Below are 25682 nucleotides of genomic sequence, written 5' to 3'. Positions count from 1 at the left end.
GAGGAAAAGTTCATATCGAAAACAGTTTACCTCTTCTTGACCGCATAGATAAAATTGCGCAAACTACTAAGGTACGAGCGCTTGCATGGCAAAAACCGTAAGATGGTTATGCATATGAAAAGCCCAAGCCAAGAAATAAGGAGGGAACAACATGCACAAGGCTTCCTCTCCAAAAAGAATTGTTGTAGGCATGTCAGGCGGAGTGGATTCTTCAGTGGCTGCATGGCTTCTGAAACAAGCAGGACATGAAGTGATTGGAGTCTTTATGAAAAATTGGGACGATACAGACGCGGAAGGACGCTGTACTGCCACAGAAGACTTTGAAGATGTGGCCAAAGTTTGCGAAATCATTGGCATCCCTTATTACGGTGTCAATTTTGAAAAAGAATATGAACAACGCGTCTTTCAATATTTTCTTCAAGAGTATCAACAGGGAAGAACGCCTAACCCAGACGTTCTTTGTAATCGTGAAATTAAATTCAAAGAATTGTTGGATGTTGCCCTCCAACTTGGGGCAGATGGACTCGCGACTGGTCACTATGCCCGTATGGAACAACAAGATCAAGAAGCCATCCTGTTGCGAGCGGCGGATGACCAAAAAGACCAAACCTATTTTTTGCACTTACTCAGTCAGGAAGCTTTACAAAAAGCTGTTTTCCCAATTGGTCATTTGCCTAAACCAGAAGTGCGTAAAATTGCCGCAGAAGCAAAATTGCCGACAGCAAAGAAAAAAGACAGTACGGGCATTTGCTTCATTGGCGAAAAAAACTTTAAACAATTTCTACAACAGTATTTACCAGCTAAGCCTGGAGAAATTATAGATGCAGACGGACATGTATTAGGAACACACGATGGCTTGATGTACTATACTCTCGGCCAACGTCATGGATTAAACATCGGTGGTAAACGTGAAGGTAATGGTGAACCGTGGTTTGTGGTGGACAAAATATTATCTACCAACCAGCTTGTGGTTGCTCAAGGATTGAACAACCCCTTGCTCTACAGTACTTCATTACAAACCCGTGAAATTCATTTTATTGCTGGTCATTCACCTGCTGAGACTTTTCGCTGTACAGCCAAATTTCGCTATCGCCAGCCTGATCAACAAGTTACTGTCTATATGCACGCTAAAGGTGCGCACGTCCTCTTTGATACACCCCAAAGAGCTATTACTCCCGGACAATCGGTTGTACTCTACAATGGAGAAGTTTGCCTCGGTGGTGGTATCATTGAGTCGTTCGAACCATACGTCAAGTCATTCTCTCCGCACGTCGTCCGCCCGTTAGCTGCTGATATGGCTCTATAATCTGTTGATATTGTCAAACAAAAAAGGTTGCCCTTAGGGACAAGCCAAGCTCTGCCATCTGTGACTAATTGTAAATGCACAGAGCGATTTGACTTTTTCCGTGAGGAACAACCTTTTTTGCTGACTTCTTACTACCAAGTTGCATCAGCATCCCTTTCCCATTTGTCGAGACAAGAAGAACATACTTGGCGATAATTTACTTCCCGCTCTTCTTGCTCCATTTCCGACCCGCAAAATGCGCATTGTGAATGATTGTATTCCATCTGAATTCCTCTCTTCCCCAGGCTTGTATTCATCGCAATCCGCAAATATTTCAAAATTCACAGACATTGAATGCGAACGCGATTTTAGCCTTTTTTCTCGATTCTCTAAGGAATCGTTTCTTAACATTATATTAGAAATTTTCAATTAATTCAATCTTCTTTTGCTCAAAAGTTACCCATTTCTTCATAGGCAGCCTCTTATAGAATAGAAAGTCGCAGAAACCTGCTCATATGCAGGCTTCTGCAGCCTTCCTAATAAGACAGATTAGGGCATAACACCCTTTTCTGGTTGTTGAGCAGCAAAAGTTGAGCTCCAATTGGCCGGAAATTGGGGATTAATCCATTGACTTTTAGGGAAAAACTCGTGATGCAATTGAAAATACGCATTAAATAAACGATGAGCTATATGTGAAGCAGTGGTTGTACTCGCTCCACCACCTGGCACCATGACAGCAATAGCAATTTGTGGATGGTTATAAGGCGCAAAAGCAATGGTCACGGAGTCGTCCACATTGCGCCCGTTTTCAGAGATCTGAGCAGTTCCTGTCTTACCAGCAGCGTGATATGGAGATCCAGCAAATCCACCCTGGTAAAGTAATCCCATAGGATTATTGGCCATCAAATACATACCTTGCAACGCAGCCTGCATATACGTTGGATTAATGTTAAGCCGTGCCTCCACTTTAGGCTTAAAAGTGTATATCGGTTTACTGCCAGGACTGCCAGGCGCTTCGTCCGCTGGATAAATGGCTTGAAGAACATGCGGCTGAAGTTTTACTCCGCGATCGGCCAAAGTCATCACATATTGGGCCATTTCGATAGGCGTAAATTCTTGTGACTGGCCTATGGCTGCAAACGCCAAATCAGGTACTGCCCCCCAGTTATCATAATAGCCTTTCTTCTTTAAAGAAGCTTCTGCTTGCTTTAAGTCATAAGGAACTTCCAGATAGTTCTGCTGCGTGTCTTCTTCCCAGAACATACCAGGTACTTCTCCCGGCAAATCAATGCCGGTCATGGCGCCAAGACCAAACCGATATTCCCAGCCAAACAGTGTATTCAGGGCTTTGACAAAACGAGTTTTTACCCACTGATTGTAGGATTCTCCATTGGGGTAACCGGTATTGTTATTCCATCCCCCCAGCCATAATCCAAGCTGGTAGAAAAACGTGTCATCGGAAAGTTCAATAGCCTGCGTCACATTAACCGGTCCAAATCCAGGAAGATACCAGTTGTGAAAAATGCGGTTACCAATTTGCAAGAAACCGTGATCGTACACTATCGTATTCGGTGTAATTGTTCCCGACTGCATACCTGCAATCGCGTTTGCAGGTTTGACAGTAGAGCCAGGATATTCAGGGCTTTGAATCACATTGTTAATCAACGCATCAGATTTTTCTAAGTAAGTAGAGTGTTTTAAATAATTACCATTCAAAAACCAATTGGGGTTGTAATAAGGATAACTAACCATAGCTTCCACCCCGCCTGTTTTGACATTCAAAACAACAGCGGAAGCTTCTGAAATCTCATATTTAAGTGGTGAATTTTGAATATAATTGGCCACAATTTCTTGGGCCAACGCCTGATAGGTAGAATCAATTGTTAACTGCAAATTGTCTCCCGACTGTGCTGGTGGCTGCATGCCAATTGACTTTATAGGCACACCTGCACTGTTGACCAGGTCTTCCTCTTCTCCTACATGTCCCTGCAGATAGGACTCATACTGCGCTTCCACGCCCGTTTCACCAACAATTTGTGAATCAAGATACCCCAATTTGTTATAGTAAGATTCAGAACTGGAGGTAATCGGTCCGACATATCCAAGGATATGCGCTGCCAAATCGCCATACGGATAATAGCGAATTGGATCGACCTCAACACGCACTCCCGGCAGTTCGCTTCGATGCTCATAAATGTAAGATACAGCAGCTTCAGAAAGATTTCGTTTAATGAGCACTTGAGTAGCAAGCGGGCTCGTTTTCATGGCCGTCAATACTGCTTTCGGACTTTCACCCAACCAAGGCGCCAACTTGTCTGCCATATTCTGAAGATTTTCTGAAACATTGGGCAAGCGAGTTAGATAGGCATCATATACTGGCTTGTCCTCAGCGAGCACAGTTCCGTTACTGCTATATATAAATCCGCGGGGTGGTAAAACCGGGTAAGAAACCACCTGAACATTCGTTGATTCTCCGCGAAACTGCGAACCTTCCTTGACTTGCACATAGCCTAGGCGCAATAAAAGTCCCGCCAGAGCAAGAGTGGTTATACCGGATACGACCCACAGGCGATTAGCAGGATTGTGTCTTTTCACGCGTTTGCCTCGATTCTTTCGTTTCAGCATGACAATCCTCCCTGTGTAAATATCAGTTTTCTCGTATCTATCAGCCATTTTCATCGTCAACAATTGACAGGCATCGACACGAAAAAACCCACATTCTCTAGTTTACTCTGAAATTGCGAAAAGAGGATGGAGAAATCTTGGCAGCATGACGAAATTCTCATCAATATCTAATTGTTCCTTTCAAGCAGCACATGATAGAATGCAGAAAAAGGTCAGTTGGGTGATGATGTGGATACACGTGATGTAGAGCTTTTTTTGGCTATAGCAAGGCTAAAATCGATTTCCAAAACGGCCGATAGCCTATTTATGTCACAATCCACCGTCACTACACGTTTGCAGCGACTGGAACGAGACTTGGGCTATGCTTTGTTCGATCGCGTTCCGACAGGAGTTGAATTAACTGTTGCAGGACGACAGTTTTTACCCCTCGCTGAGCGTATGCAACGGCTGGTCACTGAAATGAGCAAGCCCGAAAGTTCACCTTTACCTATTTTGCGCATCATGTCCGGCCGCGCTTTTGTCTCTACTGACGTGCCTAGTTGCCTTGCCACCTTTCACCAACAAAGTCGGATTCGCCTGCAAGTACAAATGGGACTTTACGATGAAATGGTGGAAGCCTTGACCACTGGACGCGTGGATTTTTGTTTTTTAGGTGAGCCGATTTATCATCCACGTGTGCGTCTTGTAGAGTTTGTTCCAGATAAAATTGATTTGGTAGTTTCGAAAAACCATCCTTTTACACATCATTTTCCTGGTCCTCAGGCACTGGTCAATGAACCTTTCGTCGCATTCAGCCGGGAAACAGCGCCTTTTCGCAAGCGTGTCATGGAACTCCTTGCCAAATCACATGTCTATCCCAAAGTGAGTATGGAACTCGACAGTCTTGACGCTATAAAAGCCATGGTTGGACTCGGTGTTGGATATTCTCTGTTACCAAGAAGAACTCTTGCAGATGCGGCCCACAAGGGTTGTTTAGCTATTGATGTGGGACTGGAGGATTGGGTGCGGCCGACATTACTGGCTTATCCAGAAGAAATGGCCGAACATCCTATCACCCATCAGTTTTTAAAAGTCGTGCGTGATCATTATGCATCACTGACATAAAACATTCTCTACATACCGCGCGGGGGTAAATTACGTAACTATCATTTCAGCGCAGTTGAAAAAGGAGCTTCTGAAATGCGTCAATCCATGACTAAAGAGCAACGTCATCAACACATTCTGAATACTGCCAAATGGCTCTTTCAAGAATATGGCTATGACGATATTACGATTGCCGATGTCATCAAAGAAAGTAACATTGCACGCGGCACCTTCTACCTGCATTTCAATTCACTCGAAGATTTGCTCACCGCTTTATTTGACGAGATGGTGGAGCAGACCTGGTCTCGAATTTCTCCCATTCTTGACAATCTTGAAAACTCTTTTGAAGAGGCAACTGAAGCGACAGTCAGAACCGTTCTGCGCATGTTTGACCATGATAAGGCCATGGCGTCAGTTTATTATTCGGGTGGCGGCCGAGCATTTATGGAAAGAAAGCAGGAAGCTATGTATGGTTCTCTCGGTGACAAACTGCTAGAGGCTCTCAATCGTCGCCACGAGGGACGTTTTCAAAGCAAGGAAGATCGCTGGACGATTCTCATGCTTATCTCATTGGTGGGAGACATGGCTTATTATGCAGCAATGCATATTGAGGAGTCCGATAAAACAACATTTGAAAACCGTATTATTCGTTTTGTCATGGCAGGATTACAAGCTCATTTACAATCATCGGAAACTCTTTCCTGAAATTACTGAAAACAATCATGATTGTTTGAAGAGAACAAGCGATTTCTGTCCTTCGAGCATTGAACAAATGGGGCGTCCACAAGGACTGCCCCATTCTGCATAGAAATTGACGTTTAACGATTTAAAATGGCTTTTGCTTTTGCGATGACGTTTTCCACGGTAAATCCATATTCTCGCATCACAACTTCTCCAGGGCCAGAAGCGCCAAATCGTTGTATGGTCAACGTATCACCATCCAACCCCACATACTTGCCCCATGACATGGGGTGAGCCATTTCCACGGCAAGCCGCTTACGCAATCCACCGGGCAGGACGCTCTCTCGATACGCCGCATCCATTGATTCAAACAATTCAAAAGATGTGACGTTAATCACACGCACCGCGATTCCTTCAGCAGCCAAACGCTTGGCAGCTTCGAGTACAAGGTGCACCTCAGAACCAGTAGCCATGATGGCTAATTGTTGACCATCCCCATGTTGATACAAGACATAAGCACCCTTGGCAAACTCCGTTCGATGTTTTTGGATTTCAGGTAAAACCGGGAGTTTTTGTCTGGACAAGGCTAGCACAATCGGTGCCTCCCGATGCGTCAATGCATATTCCACCGCATAACCTGTTTCCTGAGCATCTGCCGGACGAAAAACCACTAATCCTGGGATAGCGCGCAGAGAAGCCAATTGTTCAATCGGTTCGTGCGTTGGTCCATCTTCACCAACAGCAATACTATCGTGTGTAAACACATATAGTGCTGGTTGTTTCATCAGTGCAGCCAAGCGAATGGATGGACGCAAGTAATCGCAAAAGACCAGGAAGGTCCCAACATAAGGGAATATACCTTGATGCAAACACAGTCCGTTGATCATGGCTCCCATGGCATGCTCACGTACTCCATAAAAAACATTCTGTCCGGCATAATTTTCTGGTCCAAAATGATCTTTTCCAGCAATTAAAGTTTTGTTGGATTCTGATAAATCGGCAGAACCGCCAAGCATTGTTGGAACGTGAGGAGCAATGGCATTGATGACTTTTGCAAAAGCATCGCGTGTCGCTACTTCACCTTCAAACTGCGGCATGACTTGCGGAAAATCAACACGAACTTTCCCAGAGCGGGCTGTATCTAGTTCTTGAGCCAGCTCAGGATATTTCTTTTGGAACTCCACGTAGACAGCGTTCCAAGCTGCTTCCCGAGATGCACAGGCTTTTTTGAGTTCTGCAAACAATTCTCGAACTTCGGAGGGAACATGAAACGGATCGTCATGACCCCACTGATAAAATGCTTTTGCTTTAGCTGCTTCCTCTTTACCCAACGGGGAACCATGAGCTTTGGATGTCCCTTGCTTGGTAGGCGCGCCATATCCAATGATGGTCTTGACTTGAATGAGTGTAGGGGCGTTAGCGTGGCGAGCTTCTTTGATAGCCTCCTCAATTTCTTCCAAATCGTTACCATCTTTCACATGCAAAACGTTCCAGCCGTAAGACTGATAACGCGCTTTTACATCTTCCGTAAACGACCAAGAAGTAGGCCCATCAAGAGAAATATCGTTAGAATCATAAAGAACAATGAGTTTGTTCAATTTGAGATGACCTGCTAGTGAAGACGCTTCACCCGAGATACCTTCCATTAAATCGCCGTCGCCGACAATCACATAAGTGTAATGATCAACCACTTGCGCATCAGGACGATTGTATTTAGCAGCCAAAAATCTTTCCGCAACAGCCATACCCACAGCTGTCGCAATTCCTTGTCCAAGCGGTCCAGTTGTAGTGTCCACTCCCGGTGTGTGTCCGTATTCTGGATGTCCTGGTGTACGTGAGCCGTATTGTCGAAAAGATTTCAAATCGTCTATGGTCACATCGTAACCAAAGAGATGGAGCAGGCTGTAGAGTAACATAGAACCATGACCAGCCGACAGCACAAATCGATCACGATTAAACCAATGGGGATTTTCAGGATTGTGTTGCAAAAAACGGGACCATAATACATAGGCCATAGGTGCAGCACCCATGGGCAATCCTGGGTGGCCTGAATTCGCCTTTTCAATGGCGTCAATAGAAAGTGTACGAATCGTTTGAACAGCTAACAAATCTTTTTCTGTGTACGGCATTTCTCCACTCCTCTGCAACAAAAGATGGGCAACGGAAAATATGAGTGCAACGTGGACAAAACGCGCTGCTTCTCCGCATATGATAACATTTACAAAGTAAAATTTGGACAACAAGGCTTACGAACTGTAGAGGTGAATCCGTCATTTTACAGGAAAAAAACAACAAACCCCAAAAACGTTTCTGGCCGATAACCTATCTTACCCGTTTTCAACATTCTAATCTCTTCTGGGTCGTCCTCATCAACATTTTGCTAAGAGGAGCCTTTCTTTTATACATGCAACCGCCACAACGCGCTGATTTTGAGTGGTATTTTATCCATGCTAGAGAAATGGCGCTTGGACAAGGTTACCATTGGCGCGGACAGGCAACCGCATACTGGCCGATTGGCTGGCCATTTATCCTGTCCATCATTTATCGTCTGACCGGTCCGGTAATGATTTCTGGGTTGATTTTTAATACGCTCCTGAGTATTGGAATGGTCATCTTGATTTACAAATTCATTGAACACTTTACCCATCATGCTCGGCTAGCTACAATTGGTGCCCTGTTTTACACTCTCTTGCCAAGTCAAATAGAATGGAACGCTGTCAACGGATCGGAAGAATCGTTTACTTTTTTACTTGTGGTTGTACTCTTTGCCTTAACCTTGCTTTCAAACAAAAAAGAACACCGTTGGTGGCCGTTTGCGCTTGTAGGTTTACTACTTGGTCTAGATATTGATATACGTCCCATCCCGCTGTTGTTTCCTATCTTTTATTTATTCTCTGAACGTTGGTTAGGACAAATTGCATGGCGAATAGCTTTTCAACGAACGGTTTCATTCGTCCTGGGCATGGTCGTCGGCATCTTTCCAGTGACGCTGCGCAATTGGCTGGCCATGCATCATTTTGTCCTGGTATCGACAAATGGAGGAGTCAATCTTTGGCAAGGAATTATGACAAATTCAGGATACTATTGGTCATACAATCCCAACATCAATCCATTACTTGCGGCTGGTAAAAACGAAGTTCTAGAAAATGCAATTGGCGAAAAAGTAGCGTTTCAATACTACTGGACTCATCCCTGGCAGACATTCCTGAATGGCTGGGCAAAAATTTATCATCTATACAATAATGACGTAAACGCTGTTCGTTATACATTCATCAATGCTGGAGCCCAACCATGGTTGGTGACAACCATGCGTAACGTGGATACAATTGCCTATTGGATTTTTATGCTCTTTGTACTACTCGGCCTGATGTATTTGGCCATCCAAGCAGAAAAACGCCCACTGCTTCGACAATGGGCCGTTATTCTCTGCTTTTTAGTTTACTATACGCTTGTTTTTTTCTTTTTCCCTGCTTGGGATCGTTTCCGTTATCCATTGATGCCTTTATACGCTCTCTTTACGCCCATGGGTTGTGCAGCGTTCCCGTGGATCTGGAATAGGACCATTCGCCACAGGTTTAAGGGTGAGCAAAAATCATAAGCAAAGCGAACACTGAAACAGGAAAAGCGAGAGCAATAAAAATATCCAAAGTTCCATAGGACACATCACGGTAAAAGCTGCGTTCCTTAGCGGACGCAGCCGCATCACCCTGCAAACCACGAGCTTCCATAGCCATGGCTACACGCTCGCTCATGCGTACAGCCTGAGCCAATAGCGGCAACGCAAAAATACCGATGCGCCATATCATCCGTTTAGGGGATAATCCTCTCACGCGACGTGCATCTTGAATTTTGTTCCACTCAGTGTGCAGCAACGGCAGTATGCGAAAACCTGCCAGAAAACCATAGGCGAACTTAGGCGGCAAGCGAAAATGTCGCGTCAGTCCAATGGTCAATTCTGTTAAATCCACGGCATCCACATAGAGCAGGCCAAGCGCCAACGTGCCAATCATTCGTGTGGCGAGCACGATACCATTGAGAAGTCCGGCTATACTTGGATGCCACCAAAGAATCGTCACGCTGGCACTTCCAGACGGTACTGCTGAATTCAATGTCAAAGAGACAAGGGAAAGAAAATAAATAAGGACAAATGGCGCAAGAATTTTTAATACACGCCAAGGAGATTGATGTCCCAAGGTCATGAGCAAAACCATAGGAAAGAGTAACATCGCCAAACCTTGTTGCCAGTTGTTTGCAAATACCATCAAGACCGCTGCCACCAGAATACCAATAAATAGCCAGACTGGGTGAATTTTACGAAACCAGGACAAACGAGCATGATTCTTAGGAACACTCTTCGTTTCCCAAGCATTCCAAATATCTTTCATGCTCAATTCCGTTCGTTGCAACTCTGCCGCAATCAATTCCTGTTCCGATAAAAGATGAGCTTTTGCTCGAATCGCTTGATGATTTTTTAAATCCTGCGGCAAACCATCCCAAATCAACCGACCATTGACCACCACCCAAACGCGCGTAGCATAACGATAGACGAGTGACAAGTCATGGCTAACCATGATCAGAGTTTTACCGCGAATGTGCAACGACTCCAAACGTTCCATAAGAAAACGGGTTGTCGCAGCATCCTGACCAAACGTTGGCTCGTCAAGCAAATACGCCTCATGTTCCTTACGTAACATAGAAGCAACAGACAAACGGCGTTTCTGGCCTTGGGAAAGCATATAAGGCGATTGTTCAGCTAAACCTGCCAGGCCAAAATCACTGAGCCAGGACTGGACATCATCAGGAATGTCACCTGACAGACGTTGATTGGCTATCTCTTCTCCCACTCGTTCATAAACAAACTGATGCTCTGGATTTTGAAAACTCACAGAAATTCGTTGATACAATTCTTCTGCCGACCAATCCTTGAGTGGACGTCCAGCATACGACAACTCTCCAGACTCAGCCGGAACCAATCCCGCGAGCGCTTCAAGTAATGTCGATTTGCCCGATCCGTTTGGACCCACAATGGCTATCCATTCGCCTTGCCGTATTTCTGCATTAACCTGCTTCAACACTTCACGCTTTCCACGCTTTACGTCCAACCCACTCAAAGTCCATAGCGAATTGCCCAAAGACAAACTGGACGCATCATTAGCGCGCCGCACCGCAGTTTGGACAAGCTCATGACTTTCTGCTACTCCTTCTGCCAGCATCCATGCCCATTCTTCAGCAACCACTTCTCCAGCAGGACCTTGGCGATGAATGCTACCATCTCGATTGAACAAGACCACCCTATCCACATAGGGCAGAAGAGGTTGAAAATGATGCTCAATTATCAGCAAGCTAGTCCCTTGTTCGCGCAATTTTTGAATGGTCGCCAATACCTGTGCACTAGCTAACGGATCGAGATTAGCTGTAGGTTCATCCAGGACACAAAGTTGAGGACGAAGTGTCAAAGCGGAAGCAATCGCCAATTTCTGCTTCATTCCGCCCGAAAACTCATGATGATGATCGTTTGGAGCAACGGGCAACAAAACATTGGCCAAAGCTTCTTTCATTCGTTCACGCATCTTGGCGCGGGGAATTTGCCGATTCTCCATGCCAAACGCCAATTCGTCATCCACTTGCAGCATGCAAAACTGTGTATCCGCATCTTGAAAAACATAGCCAATATTCCCCGGCTTGCGCAAAGAATCGCTAGAAAAGACTTCTCCTTTGACTTCTGCCTCAAGAATCCCGGGTATCAGATCAGCAAGTACCATAGCTAATGTGCTTTTTCCCGATCCGCTTGGGCCAAGCAGCAATACAGATTCACCTGGATGCAGGACAAAATCAATATGGCGCAAAATCCATGGCCCATGCTCCTCATAGCGCAAACAGAGATCCTTTACAAAGAGAAGCGGACTTGCCATCTCTTCGAGGGTACGAGGACTCTGCTTCAGTTGGCTACTCACTGTGAAATCCCCTTAGCTCGCTGAGCAATCGCGTAATTGCGAAGAAGCCCTGTACGCGCAAGAGCATCATCAATCCATTTCGGCACAAATCCAGCAAAAAATACTCCTGAAATACAGTTGATGAGAACGGCAAGAATAAAATCCAAATGAGTGAGATGATTACCGCCATACTGATAGTAATATTGCACAGCGTACCCCACACCGGCCAGCGCACCTGAGAGTGATAAGACGCCGAGATTGTAGCGACGATAAGCAAAGAACAGATAGGCCAATTCGCCGCCAAGACCTTGCAATAAGCCAGAAAGAACGCCACTAATTCCATAAGGACCAGCGAGCGCCCATTCAACGACGGCAGCAAGCACTTCTGCCAAAAGCGCAGCCCCTGGTTTACGAATGATATAAGGTACCAAGCCGACAGCAATAAACCAGACACCGTTTAAAATATTTTGACCAGGCGGCCAGACAATATTGCCGATTTGCAGAATGTTGTACAAGAAATCGAAAATACGGAAAATCAGACCACTGACAACCGCGAGAATGGCTAACAAGACAATGTCTCGCAACTTCCAACTCATAAACATTCCCCCAAATTATGATTGTTTTGCGAGAGTAGACATAAAAAAACACCTCTCCCGCTAATGGCGTGAAAAGAGGTGACTCTCCCCGAACTTGGCACTTCCTCTCGCTGGCATTATCCAGATCGAGTCTAAAGGGTTGACATAGGTCTCTCAGCCAAAGGGCACCCCTAGCGCCTCTTTTCTTTATGCTGTTTGCAAGCAGTGTAGCAAATCCGCGTCTGAGTAACAAGAGACTCGTTCACAAACCGCTTAAGCGAGTCCTGCTACTAACATTCCGAAATAGGTAGGACACTCATATTCGCATTCTGTAATTTTACGATCCGCTTTGGACACAGCACCAGCTAACATTAAAATTTGTGGGATTCCGTCGGGTTTAGCAGCTTCAACAAATGAAGAATCCCAATCCGCCATTTCTTCCCATTCACCACGCATAAGTACATCCCGAACTTTTTGATCCAACTCCACGGCTTCTTTGGCAAAACCATAAGGTCCGCCCTCATGGTGCGTATGCGCCCAGTCACAGGAGGCAATCAAGCCAACACGTTTTTTCTGACGCACTGTCCACTCTGCCAATAGCTCTCCACAGCGAATGTACGACGCTTTATCCAAATTTCGCGCTGGGGTGATAATAACAACAGGAACATCAGGCATAAACCAGAGCGGAACCATACTTCCCCAATCAAGCGGTAAAACAGAGAGCGGTCCTGCTGCCGTGGCAAACTGAACACCCAAAAGTGGTAAACCTGCAGCCTCAGCAGCCTCTACGTAACCCACTGCAAAAGACTGCGCTACAGGACATTCCATGCTGGCTTCTTCTCCGTCGTATTCCGCTAACCCGCGTACCCAAGTGCTGGTTGTTACTGTAGTGTAACGGGTCGTGCGCAGTCCATGCGGTGTCAAAACCACCAATAAATCAGGTTTAGCAGCTGTCATACGTTTCCCTTGCTTTTCCAAAGCACTCCTTAAACGCTGAATTCCCGGACGTTTGGCTGTGTCGAGCGAAGGAATCAGTTCAAATCCGTGAGGCGAAATAAGCGTGTGAACAAATGGATTCAATCCGACCGTTCTCCTCTCTGTTGTCTACCTAGAAATAGGCTAAATAGAATAACGACACTTCCGACATAAAAGGATGCTTCCGGTTGAATGTGAAGCAACCAAACGGAGAGCAACACCCCAAAAACGGGTTGCAAATAGAGAAACAACGCTGCAAAAGAGGCGTGAAAAACACGCAAAATAAGATTCCAGAGCACATAAGCGCCAGTCGTACAAAAGAGTGTCAAATAGGCTGCTGCATATATGTCTTTGGAAATCCATTCGTGCGGCAGCGGATGATGGAGCAAAAGCCAGATAGGTAAACTGCCAAGGGCACCAAATAACAATGATGCTGAAGCAGCTGGCATAGAAGGTACAGAATCGGTCAATTTTTTTGACAACGCATTGTACACAGCATAGCACAGAACGGCAGCCAACATAAACAAGTCGCCAAGCCAATAGCCTGGATTGTCTGGACGAGGAAACCCTGCAATCGCATAAGCACCTATCAGCGCTAAAAACAAAGCAAAAATCCGCCGCCATGTTAGCCGCTCTCGCAAAACCATCGCAGCAATGAAGGTTGTAAAAAGAGGTTCCATCGCTATAGAAATGGCAGCTACAGCTGGAGTCGATTGATACAGACCTTCTGTCTCGAAAAAAACTGGCAAGGAAAAACCGACTACACCCAAGAAGGCACTGAGTGCTAACACACGAGGATGGAAAAGGCGACGCGCTGATCGCAAAAAAAGCCAAGGCGACAAAAGCAGTCCGCCTACCGATAGGCGCATCAGTGTCAAAAAAACAGGAGGAAAACTATGTACGGCAAACGCAGTGGCCGGAAAACTCGCAGCCCAAATAAGATTGACAAAAAGGACGGAAAACAAACCAAATGCCTCGCGCGATGGCGAGGCAGGCGCTTCTCCAGGAGGTGGTACAACTTCTGACTGCATCTGCGCTATCTGCTCCTCAACACTGCCATTACATCCGCCGGAGAAACCCCAGAAGCACTCCAAAGAACCAGCAGGTGATAAAGTAGGTCAGCGCTTTCAGCCGCTACTTCTTCCCGCTGTCTGACAGCATCTGACGATTTGGCTGCCAGAGCAACTTCGACAGCTTCTTCTCCAACTTTTTTGGCAATTTTGTCCATGCCCTGCGTGAAGAGATAGGTGGTATAACTTCCTGCAGGCATTTCCGATTGTCGACTGATGACAGTATCCCACAAATCAGCCAGCAGTGTAAAGTCAGTTCCATTATCTAACACTTTTCTCGCAGAATCGTCCATCTGTTTTTCTATTGACCTTTCTATACTCACTTCCCCACTCAGTTTATCCGCCTGTTCAGCCATACTGTCCGATACCAAGGTTCGATAAAAACAACTACGCTCACCTGTGTGGCATGCAGGTCCAACAGCTTCTACCCAATAAATGAGGCTGTCCGCGTCACAATCGACCCAGATAGAAAGCACATTCAGCGTGTTTCCAGAAGTTGCGCCTTTGCGCCAATATTCTTGACGAGATCGGCTGAAAAACCAGGCTTGACCTGTCGCCAACGTACGTTTGAGAGCTTCGCGATTCGCATAAGCCATCATCAATACCTCACGCGTCTTAGCCTCTTGGACGATAACCGGCACCAATCCTGTTGTTGCATCGTAACGGACGCGAGCCAGTGCTACAGACTGCATGGCAGATTCGCCTGTTGCTAAATCCATCGAATAGCCACTCCTCTCTGGCGGCAATACGACTTGACTTCACGAATAGAAGTTTCAGAAAAATGGAAAATTGTAGCAGCTAGTGCCGCGGCTGCTTCTGTTTGAGTAAAGACATCGTAAAAATCTTCTACACAACCAGCCCCGCCTGAAGCTATTACGGGCACAGAAACTGCTTCTGCAACCGCCCGCGTCAATGTAATATCAAAACCACTTTTAGTTCCATCTTGCACAAACGAGGTGAGGAGTATTTCACCCGCCCCAAGGCTGACAGCACGGCGTGCCCAATGGACAACTTCAAGCCCTGTCGACTGTTTTCCGCCTTTTATCATCACTTCATAGTCGCCTGTCAGAGAATTTTTTTTAGCATCAATGGCCACAACCACACACTGCTCGCCAAAACGGCGGGCTGCTTCCTGTATGAGCTCTGGAGAACGCACGGCCCCCGTATTCATGGACACTTTATCCGCTCCAGCCATCAGCAAATCACGCACATCTTGAATACGATTGACACCCCCGCCTACGGTGAGCGGAATCTGAATACGAGAGGCCACTTCCTCTACCACTCGCAAGACGGCCAGTCTGCCTTCCAAAGAAGCCGAAATATCCAAAAGTACCAGTTCATCGGCTCCTTCTTCAGAATAACGCTCTGCTAACGCTACTGGGTCTCCTGCATCGCGGCGATTTTCTAAAAAACCTACGTGTTTCACCACACGTCCCGCATCCACATCAAAACAGGGGACAATTCGTTTGGTCAGCACGACACATCCCCCTTTTCACTTTGCCACCAAGCTGCCACTTGAGAAAGTTCTATCTGACCACTATAAAGCGCCTTTCCTACTATGACCCCAGCTAATCCGGATTTTTGCACTGCTTGCACATGGTCAAGATGGGCTACACCGCCTGAAGCTATCACGGATAAACCGGTCGCTTCAGCAATTTCCCGAGCGATTTGTAAATTGGGTCCTTGGCCGGTTCCGTCCTTACGCACATCCGTCACCACAGCAGTCCTTACCCCAGCCTGTCGTGCCCAAACAGCGACTTCTATCAGCGGTTGATTGGTTTGCTCTTCCCAACCCTGAACGGCAAGTTTTCCATCTCGTCCATCCAGTCCCACAACTACAGCTTCTGCGCCAAAACGTTCGACCGCCGTTTGCAGAAAACCCTCTTCACGAGCAGCTGTGCCCACTACACAGCGACTTGCTCCCACTTCCAGCCAAGCGGCAAGATCAGCCAAGGAACGGACGCCGCCACCTACTTGGACTTTTGCATTGCAGGTAGACGCAAGCCGACAAATGTCCCGTATAATCTCACGATTCACCGAAGTTTGCGCAATGTGCTTCGGAGAACGAGCCGCATCGAGATCGACCACATGCAAATAACGGCAGCCAGACTGCAGATAAGTTTCGGCTGTAGCCAACGGATGGGTACTGACTTCCGCCGCACTTCCATATTCTCCCTGATAGAGCCGAACACAGCGGCCACCCAGAAAGTCGAGCGCAGGGTAAATCCTAAACTCGGACATTCGGACGTACCCCCTGTTCGGACAGTTCCACAAAGTTTTCTAGTAACTTGGCCCCCACGCGACCACTCTTTTCCGGGTGAAACTGCATTCCAAAGAGTTGTCCGCGTCCAACAATTGCAGGCACTTGTACACCTGCATAATGGGTAGCAGCAAAGACAATTTCCTCTTCAAGAGGTACTGCATAGTAAGAATGAACAAAATAGACAAAATCACCAGGGTCGATCCCGTTTAAAAGCGGATGCTTGCGTAGGACGTCCAGTGTATTCCACCCCATATGCGGCACCCGATCGACAGAAGGAAATCGAACGATTTTGCCCGGCAATAGTCCCAATCCTATGGCACCTTGATGCTCTTCTGAAGTACTGAATAAGAGTTGCATGCCCAGACAAATACCGAGAATCGGAAATCCAGAGGCAGCTAGTTTTTTTAGCGGCGACAACAACTGACGGGACCGTAACTGGAACATGGCGTCACCAAAAGCACCAACACCTGGCAAAACTAAGGCTTTGACTTGTGAGGAGGGATCAAAGTTCATCTGCCAATCGTGGAGATTCGCCAAAACTACAGTCTCAGCCCCCGCCCTGGCGAGACCAGCACGTACACTCGACAAATTCCCAATACCTAAATCCAATACCGCAATCATTCGAGCACCCCTTTAGAGCTAAGCAAGCGTTGATGATGTTCGAGTGTCACAGCTTCTCGCAAGGCCGCAGCAAATGATTTAAAGAGAGCTTCTACCATATGATGATGATTGGATCCATAGAGAACCGCCATATGCAGCGCCATACGCGCTTCATTGGCGACTGACTTAAAAAATTCTTCAACCAATTCGGTAGAAAATTGACCGATTTTATCTTGACGAAATTCCGTTTGCCAAACAAAGGCGCTACGCCCAGAAAAATCGAGTACCGTGCGAGCCAACGCTTCATCCATAGGTGTATAACGTTGACCGTAACGACGAATGCCCACCTTATCTCCTAGAGATTCGTAAAGCGCTCGCCCTAGACAAATTCCGATATCTTCTACCAAATGATGATCATCGACTTCAATGTCACCGCTCGCCTGAATGGTCAAATCACATCCACTGTGAACGGCAAACAAATGGAGCATATGACTCAAAAAAGGCACCGGTATATCCAATTGCGCCTGTCCTTGACCGTCTAAACAAAGTTCCAGTTCGACTGACGTCTCACCCGTTTGACGAACAATCTTCGCTTTTCGCACAGATGGATAGCCTGTTTCATCCTCTTTCTCAAAACGATTTACATTCACGAACGCTCACCTTCCAAGCGAATTTGTACAGCTCGCGCATGGCCGTCAAGTCCTTCGGCTTCTGCCAATCGGATAATCGATTCCGCATCACGAGCTAAAGCGGTTGAATCATATGACACATAAGTAAAACGACGCAGAAAATCATGCACAGAGAGCCCAGATGCAAAACGGGCTGTACCATGTGTCGGCAATACATGGTTGGGTCCGGCCAAATAATCGCCTACAGGTTCTGGCGTATATTCACCAAGAAACACCGCGCCCACTGTTCTTAACTCAGGCAAAATTTCGTATGGATGAGCCACATGTAATTCCACATGCTCTGGTGCCATTTGATTGGTTAACTCAATCGCTTCAGTCATTGAAGCCACTTCAACCAGCGCACCCCATGTCTGTAGAGCCTGAGCAGCAATCGATCTCCTCGGCAAAATAGCCAATTGCCGTTCCAACTCGCTTGCTACTTCATCCAACAAACGGCGATCTGTACTGATACAGACAGCACCAGCAGCTTCATCATGTTCTGCTTGAGCTAACATGTCAGCAGCTACATAGGGGGCTTTAGCCGTATGATCAGCTATTACAAATACTTCACTTGGTCCAGCGATGGAATCAATTGCAACATGTGACTGAACCTGCTGTTTGGCTGTGGCAACCCATTGATTGCCTGGACCGACAATTTTCTCAACAGCGGGTACACTGGCAGTCCCATAGGCAAATGCGGCAATCGCCTGTGCTCCGCCTATGCGATACACCTCTTGCACACCAGCAATTTCAGCTGCCGCCAATATCAGAGGATGGGGCCAGCCTGTCTCAGCTTGTGGAGGAGAGGCCAAAACAATTTCTGTTACACCTGCTACTTGAGCGGGTATAGTATTCATGAAGACCGTGGATGGATAGGCAGCTTTACCACCCGGCGCATAAACACCCACTCGACGCAACGGACGCCAAACCATCCCAAGCGTCGCTCCTGCTTGTTCAAATTGACGATTATCCGGAAGCACGTCTTCGTGGAAACGGCGAATGCGCTGAGCCGCTTCTCGCAAAGCCGTCTGAAGAGACGCAGGTGTTGCCGCTAACGCTGCTTCGCGCACAGATCGCGGTACAGAAAGAGGCTCTTCAGCGTTCATAGCTCCTTGCCATCTATCGAATTCCTGTGTGTAACGACGCAAAGCAAAGTCTCCGTCTCTTCGAATAGTTTCCAATATCTCGGATACCTTGGATTGAACAGCTGTTTCTGATGTTAATGTTCGTTGCCAAATCCATTGGTCTGAACTGTAGCGACGGATGATCATATCCAACCCTCTCCATCCGTAGTAGCTTTTTGTAAAGCAACCAACAACGGTTCCAGTTTGTCTTGTTTGAGACGAAAACTGGAGCGATTCGCAATCAGGCGTGCAGAAATTTTATGACACTCATGGAGTACTTGAAGTCCATTAGCGGCAAGCGTTGCTCCAGTTTGCACCAAGTCAAAAATAGCATCTGCCAAACCGATCACAGCTGCCAGTTCAATACTCCCTCCTAGTTCTACCAATTCTACCGACAGCCCTTCGCTGCGAAAATACGCTTCCGCCAATCGCGGATATTTCGTTGCGACACGACGAATTTGGTTCATCTTTGTTTCAGGTTTGCCAGCCAGACAAAGCGTACAGCGCGCTGTCCCCAAATTGATTAATTCATAGACATCAGATTGCTGCTCAAGCAAAATATCTTTGCCAACAATACCGAGATCGGCCACACCATATTGAACGTATGTCGGCACATCCATAGGCTTGGCCAACAGATATTGAAGCTCCCCGAGGATTGGACTGTGGGCAGGGAAAACGAGAGCGCGACTGGTGAAAAAATTTTCTGCAAGCGGCCAGCCTGACTGCTCGAGTAAAGGCAACGTATCTTCTGCTGTGCGTCCTTTGGCAAGAGCAATCGTCAACAAAGTGATTCCCCTCCCCGATTTGTTGTCGACGCAACAACGTTCAAGAGACGTTCCAATTCCAGGACAAATCCGACCGCAGGAGCGTCAGCTCCATATTGCTTCAATAACTCGTCATATCTTCCTCCGAGAGCAATCGGAGCCCCAACGCCGGGAGCAAAAGTTTCAAAAAGAATACCTGTGTAATAAGCAATATTGCGCGTCAGCGTAAAATCGAAAGTATATTCTTGTTGACGGCCAAGTTCTGTAATTTGTTTTGCAATAGATACAACTGTATTCCACACTTGATACAATTCTGTGTTCTTCTGTACAGCCTGCCCACAACGCTCCAATTGTCTTTCCAGACTTTCCGAATCATATGGATTGAGTTGACGCAGACAAGTCAGTAAGGATACAGACGAATGGTAAGTCATCATAAGCTCTTGAAAACCGACATAGTCCCCTCTGACCAGTTGCTGTAAACTTTTCGCAATCACATCTTCAGAAATTCCTGCAGCATTCAAAAACAAAACTGCTAAGCGAGCATGTGAAACTACCGTCCGCGCTCCCTGGACCGATAACTGTTGTAACGCTTCATGGCAAAGCAAAAGCAAGTCAGCATCTGCCGCCTCGCTTACTCCCATCCATTCCACTCCCACTTGTGTAGATTCCACAGCGTCCACAGCAAGTTCAGACCAGGAAGAAACACTTCCAGGTTTGCGATAAACACGTTCAGCGTAACACCAGTAAAGCGGCTGAGGATGTTGTTGCAAAACAGGAGCTGCCATACGCGCAATGGAGGGTGTCATTTCCGGGCGCAATACCGCCAACTTTCCAGGAGCCATAAGTATTTGATAAGCATCATCGACGGAAAGTGACGTTTTGGCACGCCAAAATGTATCTAGTGACTCAATCGCGGAGGCACTGACTAAAGAACATCCACGTTGTTCGAAATAGTCAACCAGTTGTATTTCCAACGCTCGTCGCTTCGAGGCATAGGAAGGATAGGCATCTCTCAAGCCAGCAGGACGATCGCCATTGTTTGAACCGGAAAAAGTTGCTGGTTCTTCAAAGAAAACTCGATTCACACTCTCACTCTCCAGCAGACAAGTACCTGCGTCATTTGCTTTAGTTCGCTAATATGATAAAGCATTTGACCGTAGTCTACTGAAAATAGATTCGGTTGTCAATGAAGCGTCGTAAATCTTGCACTGAAAAGAACCCATCTAGACATCTGGATAACAGTTTCAGGAGCAAGGGACGGCTATTCCCCTGCTCCTGAAACAAAAACTCCGCGACCATACAATTATTGGTTCACTTCACGCATTCCTGGAACGCTCTCCGGAACAACATAAGCATCTGGATGTGGCTTTAAAACACGAAGCATCCAATAGGGACGGTAGAGTCCACCCGGTCCTGGCGCAGGCCGCGTCAACTCAAGCCAACGTTGAAAAACTTCGTAGGACTTTTTAGGATCGGCTACAATTTCTCCATAGTGACGTCCATTTTCTACTTTCTCTACATGAATTCTCTGATGCCAACACATCATGCCGCTAATCGGATCGGGCTGAGGAGGGAAAATAATATTTTGATGCACACCCCCATCGGTCCACCAAACTCGTCCGGAATCAGGATCTTTACTTTTCCAGGGAATCGGACCATGAATTTGTTTCATCGTCCATTGACCCGATTGATTTTTTTCAATTTTAACCAGTGACGAACTCCATCGATCACTACCTATCTCTTCATGTAATCGCCACCTGCCCAAATGATGGGAGCACGCAATCACGCCTGGTTTGATACCTTCTGTAACCCAAACCTTATCTACAATTGAGCCAACTTCCGTAGAAATACGCACTTCATCTCCTGTTTTTACACCCAGTCGAGCAGCATCTACAGGATGAATCCACACGGGATTGGTATGGGCAATCTCATGCAGCCACTTGGCACCATTGGTTCGAGTGTGAATTAACATGGGCAACCGGAACGTTGGCAATAAAATGTAATCTCCTTTGGCTGGATCTATGGATTGATGATGCACTTGACTGACAATATGAATCATGGATTGACGTTCTCGCTCATTTCTTGGATAAATCGGAATGGCGTATTCCGGCCATCCCCAATCTCTGAGCGTTGTGGAGAAATACTCCAATTTCCCTGAAGGCGTTGGCCAGCCTTTCACAGCTTGCTGGTCTACCAAAATACCCGCTCTCACTTTGCCTTCCTTATTCTTGAACGGTCCAGGCAAGGGAGCATGATTTGCGGAATGTGGCAATTTATCCACCCATACACCAGGCTCTTGACCCTGTAGGTTCCGTCCTTCAGAAGGTTCTGGAACAATAACGGCATCCTGCAAAACAGATTCTTCTACTGGTCTTTTGTAAACTCCGTACACATCTTTTGTAATTTCAAAAACGCCATATCGTTTCATGTAGGCTAACGGTGTCATATTTTCAGCCGCCGCTGCCTCTGGTAAACCTGGAACAGCATTTTCAAAAATCCATTGATAATATTCATTCACCGTAATTTTTTGTCCCGGACGATATGGAGACTCATGATACTTGCGAATACCCAAACTTCCATCAGGGTCGATTCTCCACGACAGTTCAATCCAAAATTCATTTTCTTCCCAAACCTCACCTGGATTAGCGTCTCTCGTATCACCTGTAAAATTACCTTTTCGTTCTTTTGAAACTCTCAAGACAGGTTGACGAAAACCTATCCATTGTGCAGCGTGCGTCTCATAACTATGCAAATCGTGCCGCTCTGTGGCCAGACCAACAGGCAGAATATAATCAGAAAATTGGGCGGTTTCAGACCAAACCGGAGATAAGGTCACATGGCAACCAACGCGATCGGGCTCTTGAAACATTTCAATCCATTGGAAGCCATCTGGAAAAGTCCAAACCGGATTCATAACTTTAGTAATATATACTTCCAAACGTTTCTTTCGTTTTTTGAGGATATGTGGAAGACAAAAACTCATTTCAAAATAAGAGAGCGGAAATTCGCGTGGCCAATGATTTTCATTCCAAACTCTAATAGGCTCTGGCATCGTATGACGTGTAGGAACAAACTTGACCCATGTGTTAGGAATCATACTTCCAGGTTCTCCAACTGCGCCCATCAAGACATTCAAAAACATCAGACTGCGAGTAATCATCCAACCTCCACGATGTCCTGCAGCCGCATTGCGCCAAATATTACTTGAAAACGCTGTTCCTGCGCGGGCAATTTCTTCAGCCACACTTCGAATTAAATCGGCTGAAACACCACATTCCTCTTCTGCCCATTCGGGAGTATAACTCGCATAAATCGATTTCAAAACGTTCACAAAGTCCCGAAATGTTTGTCCTGTAGGGACAGTATCCAAAAAGCCCCTCTGTTTCAAATCTTGCAAATACTGTCGATCCGCTAAAAATTCCCTCCAGTTTACCCATTGACGTACAAACTCTTGATTAAATCGCTCACTTTGAATCAACACATTCGCAAGAGTCAAAAGCAAGCCAGCTTCCGTACCCGGCCACGGTGACAACCAGTAATCAGCTTTCGAGGCCGTATTGGAGAGCCTGGTATCAATAACCGCGATTTTCGTTCCTTTTTGTTGAGCTTCTATAATACGCTGCGCATTTGGATTAAAATAGTGGCCGGACTCTAAATGCGCACTCATCATTAAGATAAACTTGGCGTTTGTGTAATCTGGCGAAGGCCGATCCATTCCCATCCAAAAAGCATAACCTGCACGTCCTCCTGAAGAACACACATTGGTGTGAGAGGACAACCCATCAATACCCCATGTTTTCAAAACTCTTTCTGTATACTCGTCTTCACCCGGTCTACCTACATGATAGGTAATTTCATCCCGCTTTCCGGCTAAGATACTTTTACGAATGCGAGCGGCAATGTCGTCTAAGGCTTCATCCCAAGTGGTTCGTTCCCATCGGCCTTCTCCACGCTTGCCCACACGTTTGAGTGGATACAGAATGCGTTCCGGATTGGTCATTTGACTTACCGTTGCTGGGCCTTTAGCACAATTTCTGCCACGACTAGCCGGATGCAGAGGATTGCCTTCCAATTTCTTGACTTCTCCTGTTTCTTTGTCTATATAGGCCAACAAACCGCAAGCTGCTTCACAATTGAAGCAAACGGTTGGAATGAGTTCATAGTGATGCTCCACTTTTTTCGGCCACGCTTTGGCATCTAATTCTTTCCAGTCATCCCATTTAGCTGGTTCAGGATGGGAGCGCAGATGACCAAAGCCCTTGGTCATTTCCAAATGTTTCTCCTGAATACCCAAATTCCACACCTCCAAACAAAATATGAAATAGAGAAAATAGCATCGATATGGTGTCAACTTAATGGTGTCAACTTAACGGTATGGATTGACCTGCTTGAACGTAAGCGTGTTCATAAGGAAAAAGTCCCAGCAGAGCAAAAATTGAACCTACTATTTCTAAAGTATGGTTGTGCATAAAGAAACCAAGCACAAAAGGAACGAGTCCCCCAGCTAACAACCCGGTCCAGAAAAACCATTTGTACCGACCGTAGATCATCTGATGAGCAGCTCGTTTAGCATCCTCAATGGTATGCGGAATCATCATTTCACTGCAGACCAAAGCTAAATGTACGCCAGCTGAGACGATGAGTGTCGTTTGTATGATAAATTCCATTTTTCCAGACATGGGGATAAAGAGTCCGACAATAGCAAACGACGCGGCTCCTGCCAACACTGCCTGAGACAAAAGATGTAACGGCAGGGCGGGATTTTGCCACAAATCGCGTCCTTTAGCCTGAGCAAATAAAAATGCAGTGTACATGGCTGTAAAAGCACCCAAAAGAAGTCCGGCAACAGCGACAAACATTTCTGGTTGCTGTTGATGGAAAAGGCTCAGTAAGAATTGCAGCAGAAGAACAATGCCGTACCCAGCAATGATGAAGGAACCGCGAACCAGCCAAGATTTCCATTGAGGGCGTGTAAAAATGCGGATAAAACGCCAGGGGTGTTCCAAATCGTAAATCAACAGGATACCTGTAATACCCAAAAATACAAGTCCAATTGCAGCAGCAACCATCTCTATAGTCGAATCTAATGAAACACCGCTGAGCGCAAAAATTGCCAGCATAATAAGAGCTCCTGCTGAAATTGATTTCGTCCATGTATACAGAGAGACTTCCCAATGCCATGGTGAATGGTGCGGAACATCATAAGCCAAACGAGCAGCGGCGACGCTATGTTTACCTTTTTGACGGTGCTCATCATGGACAGGATAACCGGTTCTCTCTTCAGCGTACATATTCATTGTTTCGTAGCGAGCTTTGGAAGGATTCAATGTGTAATCGCTTGCACCAACATAAAAAACTTTAGGATTAGTTCCTTTTTCGGGTTTCCTGACATCTGCTTTATGGCGTGAGATAAGCTGTAAAACTTCACTGTCGGGTTGATTGAGATCTCCAACCACAATCGCTTCCACAGGACATACTATGACACAAGCCGGTTCAAGCCCTTGGTCGATCCGATGCGCACAAAAATTGCACTTTTCTGCGCTGTGAACGTTAGGATTGATATAAATCGCATCGTATGGACAAGCAGCCATACACGCTTTGCAGCCAATACACACATCGCGATCGAAATCAACAATACCGTCATCACGTTTAAACATCGCTGTGACTGGACAAATGGGTACACAGGGAGCATCGTCGCATTGATTACAGCGAGTAATTTGAAATTCCCGGGAGACTTGAGGATAAACGCCGACTTCAACCTGTTTGACATACGTACGGTTGACACTGAGAGGCACATCATGTTCCATTTTGCAGGCTACAGAACAGGCATGGCAGCCGATGCAGGTTTCCTGATTGATCACTTTGCCCCAACGTATAGGTTTTTCTTCTTGTAAAGGAGAAGAGACCATGATTTGGCTCAACCTAAAGACCTCCTTTTGACAATCTGCATACTCAAAGCGTATCACTGTCAGGAGCCTCTAGGTTATGCGAAAATTGCAACCGGGTATCGAGTTCTGCATCTTTGTCCAGCACACG

Annotated in this window: 20 protein-coding genes and 1 riboswitch; of the genes, 4 read left to right on the top strand and 16 right to left on the bottom strand. The window is 46.3% G+C overall.

Going from position 1 to position 25682, the window contains the following annotated elements:
• Positions 1–151 precede the first annotated feature (151 nt).
• Positions 152–1306 carry a tRNA 2-thiouridine(34) synthase MnmA gene (mnmA, locus tag BUA75_RS01470; RefSeq protein WP_072872810.1) on the top strand — a complete coding sequence of 385 codons (1155 nt, stop codon included), beginning with the start codon at positions 152–154 and terminating at the stop codon, positions 1304–1306.
• A 528-nt stretch (positions 1307–1834) separates the two neighbouring features.
• Here mnmA and BUA75_RS01465 read toward each other — a convergent pair.
• On the bottom strand, positions 1835–3910 hold the full coding sequence (locus BUA75_RS01465; protein ID WP_072872809.1) for a peptidoglycan D,D-transpeptidase FtsI family protein: 2076 nt from the start codon (positions 3908–3910) through the stop codon (positions 1835–1837).
• A 228-nt stretch (positions 3911–4138) separates the two neighbouring features.
• On the opposite strand from BUA75_RS01465, the gene BUA75_RS01460 reads away from it, so the two are divergent.
• Both BUA75_RS01460 and BUA75_RS01455 read left to right on the top strand, forming a co-directional pair.
• Positions 4139–5014: a LysR family transcriptional regulator gene (locus BUA75_RS01460; RefSeq protein WP_072872911.1), complete on the top strand. Its 876-nt coding sequence runs from the start codon at positions 4139–4141 to the stop codon at positions 5012–5014.
• Between the two features lie 75 nt (positions 5015–5089).
• Positions 5090–5698 (top strand): TetR/AcrR family transcriptional regulator, encoded by a 609-nt coding sequence (locus BUA75_RS01455; protein WP_072872808.1) that lies wholly within the window; start codon positions 5090–5092, stop codon positions 5696–5698.
• Between the two features lie 113 nt (positions 5699–5811).
• On the opposite strand, the gene tkt is transcribed toward BUA75_RS01455, so the two are convergent.
• A complete protein-coding gene (gene tkt, locus BUA75_RS01450; protein ID WP_072872807.1) occupies positions 5812–7803 on the bottom strand; it encodes a transketolase in 1992 nt (663 codons plus the stop codon).
• Between the two features lie 275 nt (positions 7804–8078).
• Here tkt and BUA75_RS01445 point away from each other — a divergent pair, with 275 nt between their 5' ends.
• Positions 8079–9272, top strand: coding sequence for a glycosyltransferase family 39 protein (locus BUA75_RS01445; protein WP_083573996.1), 1194 nt, complete (start codon positions 8079–8081; stop codon positions 9270–9272).
• Here the strand turns inward: BUA75_RS01445 and BUA75_RS01440 are convergent.
• The 14 genes from BUA75_RS01440 to BUA75_RS01375 all read right to left on the bottom strand — a co-directional run bounded on the left by BUA75_RS01440 (position 9250) and on the right by BUA75_RS01375 (position 25567).
• Complete coding sequence (locus tag BUA75_RS01440) at positions 9250–11628, bottom strand: ATP-binding cassette domain-containing protein (protein WP_083573995.1); 2379 nt, start codon at positions 11626–11628, stop codon at positions 9250–9252. The genes BUA75_RS01445 and BUA75_RS01440 overlap by 23 nt on opposite strands.
• Positions 11625–12203 (bottom strand): ECF transporter S component, encoded by a 579-nt coding sequence (locus BUA75_RS01435; RefSeq protein ID WP_072872805.1) that lies wholly within the window; start codon positions 12201–12203, stop codon positions 11625–11627. The genes BUA75_RS01440 and BUA75_RS01435 overlap by 4 nt, the downstream gene beginning before the upstream one ends.
• An 85-nt stretch (positions 12204–12288) precedes the next feature.
• A riboswitch (TPP riboswitch) is annotated at positions 12289–12385 on the bottom strand.
• 70 nt (positions 12386–12455) lie between these two features.
• Positions 12456–13262, bottom strand: a complete 807-nt coding sequence (locus BUA75_RS01430) for a DODA-type extradiol aromatic ring-opening family dioxygenase (protein WP_072872804.1) — start codon at positions 13260–13262, stop codon at positions 12456–12458.
• The gene (locus BUA75_RS01425; protein ID WP_072872803.1) at positions 13259–14188 is read right to left on the bottom strand and encodes a DMT family transporter; all 930 of its coding nucleotides are present in this window, start codon (positions 14186–14188) and stop codon (positions 13259–13261) included. The genes BUA75_RS01430 and BUA75_RS01425 overlap by 4 nt, the downstream gene beginning before the upstream one ends.
• A gap of 5 nt (positions 14189–14193) precedes the next feature.
• Positions 14194–14946: a bifunctional phosphoribosyl-AMP cyclohydrolase/phosphoribosyl-ATP diphosphatase HisIE gene (hisIE, locus tag BUA75_RS01420; RefSeq protein WP_072872802.1), complete on the bottom strand. Its 753-nt coding sequence runs from the start codon at positions 14944–14946 to the stop codon at positions 14194–14196.
• A complete protein-coding gene (gene hisF / locus BUA75_RS01415; protein WP_072872801.1) occupies positions 14937–15704 on the bottom strand; it encodes an imidazole glycerol phosphate synthase subunit HisF in 768 nt (255 codons plus the stop codon). Before hisF ends, hisIE begins: the two co-directional genes overlap by 10 nt.
• Positions 15698–16468, bottom strand: coding sequence for a 1-(5-phosphoribosyl)-5-[(5-phosphoribosylamino)methylideneamino]imidazole-4-carboxamide isomerase (locus tag BUA75_RS01410; protein WP_072872800.1), 771 nt, complete (start codon positions 16466–16468; stop codon positions 15698–15700). Before BUA75_RS01410 ends, hisF begins: the two co-directional genes overlap by 7 nt.
• Positions 16455–17111: an imidazole glycerol phosphate synthase subunit HisH gene (gene hisH, locus BUA75_RS01405; protein ID WP_072872799.1), complete on the bottom strand. Its 657-nt coding sequence runs from the start codon at positions 17109–17111 to the stop codon at positions 16455–16457. Before hisH ends, BUA75_RS01410 begins: the two co-directional genes overlap by 14 nt.
• A complete protein-coding gene (hisB, locus tag BUA75_RS01400) occupies positions 17108–17740 on the bottom strand; it encodes an imidazoleglycerol-phosphate dehydratase HisB (protein WP_072872798.1) in 633 nt (210 codons plus the stop codon). The genes hisH and hisB overlap by 4 nt, the downstream gene beginning before the upstream one ends.
• Positions 17737–19029, bottom strand: coding sequence for a histidinol dehydrogenase (hisD, locus tag BUA75_RS01395; protein WP_083573993.1), 1293 nt, complete (start codon positions 19027–19029; stop codon positions 17737–17739). Before hisD ends, hisB begins: the two co-directional genes overlap by 4 nt.
• Complete coding sequence (gene hisG / locus BUA75_RS01390) at positions 19026–19667, bottom strand: ATP phosphoribosyltransferase (RefSeq protein ID WP_072872797.1); 642 nt, start codon at positions 19665–19667, stop codon at positions 19026–19028. Before hisG ends, hisD begins: the two co-directional genes overlap by 4 nt.
• Positions 19661–20731, bottom strand: coding sequence for an ATP phosphoribosyltransferase regulatory subunit (locus BUA75_RS01385; RefSeq protein WP_072872796.1), 1071 nt, complete (start codon positions 20729–20731; stop codon positions 19661–19663). The genes hisG and BUA75_RS01385 overlap by 7 nt, the downstream gene beginning before the upstream one ends.
• A 218-nt stretch (positions 20732–20949) precedes the next feature.
• Positions 20950–23940, bottom strand: coding sequence for a molybdopterin-dependent oxidoreductase (locus BUA75_RS01380; protein WP_072872795.1), 2991 nt, complete (start codon positions 23938–23940; stop codon positions 20950–20952).
• 67 nt (positions 23941–24007) lie between these two features.
• On the bottom strand, positions 24008–25567 hold the full coding sequence (locus BUA75_RS01375; RefSeq protein WP_083573991.1) for a 4Fe-4S dicluster domain-containing protein: 1560 nt from the start codon (positions 25565–25567) through the stop codon (positions 24008–24010).
• Positions 25568–25682: the final 115 nt, after the last annotated feature.

It is taken from the genome of Alicyclobacillus tolerans (assembly GCF_900142255.1).
Taxonomy (GTDB): Bacteria; Bacillota; Bacilli; order Alicyclobacillales; family Alicyclobacillaceae; genus Alicyclobacillus_I; species Alicyclobacillus_I tolerans.
This window is presented reverse-complemented; position numbering and strand designations above follow the sequence as displayed.

What these genes read in the sequence shown, in the direction of transcription:
- mnmA (WP_072872810.1), top strand. Translation starts at nt 152, where the DNA reads ATGCACAAGGCTTCCTCTCCAAAAAGAATTGTTGTAGGCATGTCAGGC.
- hisD (WP_083573993.1), bottom strand. Translation starts at nt 19,029, where the DNA reads ATGATCATCCGTCGCTACAGTTCAGACCAATGGATTTGGCAACGAACA.
- hisIE (WP_072872802.1), bottom strand. Translation starts at nt 14,946, where the DNA reads ATGGATTTAGCAACAGGCGAATCTGCCATGCAGTCTGTAGCACTGGCT.
- BUA75_RS01425 (WP_072872803.1), bottom strand. Translation starts at nt 14,188, where the DNA reads ATGCAGTCAGAAGTTGTACCACCTCCTGGAGAAGCGCCTGCCTCGCCA.
- tkt (WP_072872807.1), bottom strand. Translation starts at nt 7,803, where the DNA reads ATGCCGTACACAGAAAAAGATTTGTTAGCTGTTCAAACGATTCGTACA.
- hisH (WP_072872799.1), bottom strand. Translation starts at nt 17,111, where the DNA reads ATGATTGCGGTATTGGATTTAGGTATTGGGAATTTGTCGAGTGTACGT.
- BUA75_RS01445 (WP_083573996.1), top strand. Translation starts at nt 8,079, where the DNA reads ATGCAACCGCCACAACGCGCTGATTTTGAGTGGTATTTTATCCATGCT.
- BUA75_RS01465 (WP_072872809.1), bottom strand. Translation starts at nt 3,910, where the DNA reads ATGCTGAAACGAAAGAATCGAGGCAAACGCGTGAAAAGACACAATCCT.
- BUA75_RS01410 (WP_072872800.1), bottom strand. Translation starts at nt 16,468, where the DNA reads ATGTCCGAGTTTAGGATTTACCCTGCGCTCGACTTTCTGGGTGGCCGC.
- BUA75_RS01455 (WP_072872808.1), top strand. Translation starts at nt 5,090, where the DNA reads ATGCGTCAATCCATGACTAAAGAGCAACGTCATCAACACATTCTGAAT.
- BUA75_RS01435 (WP_072872805.1), bottom strand. Translation starts at nt 12,203, where the DNA reads ATGAGTTGGAAGTTGCGAGACATTGTCTTGTTAGCCATTCTCGCGGTT.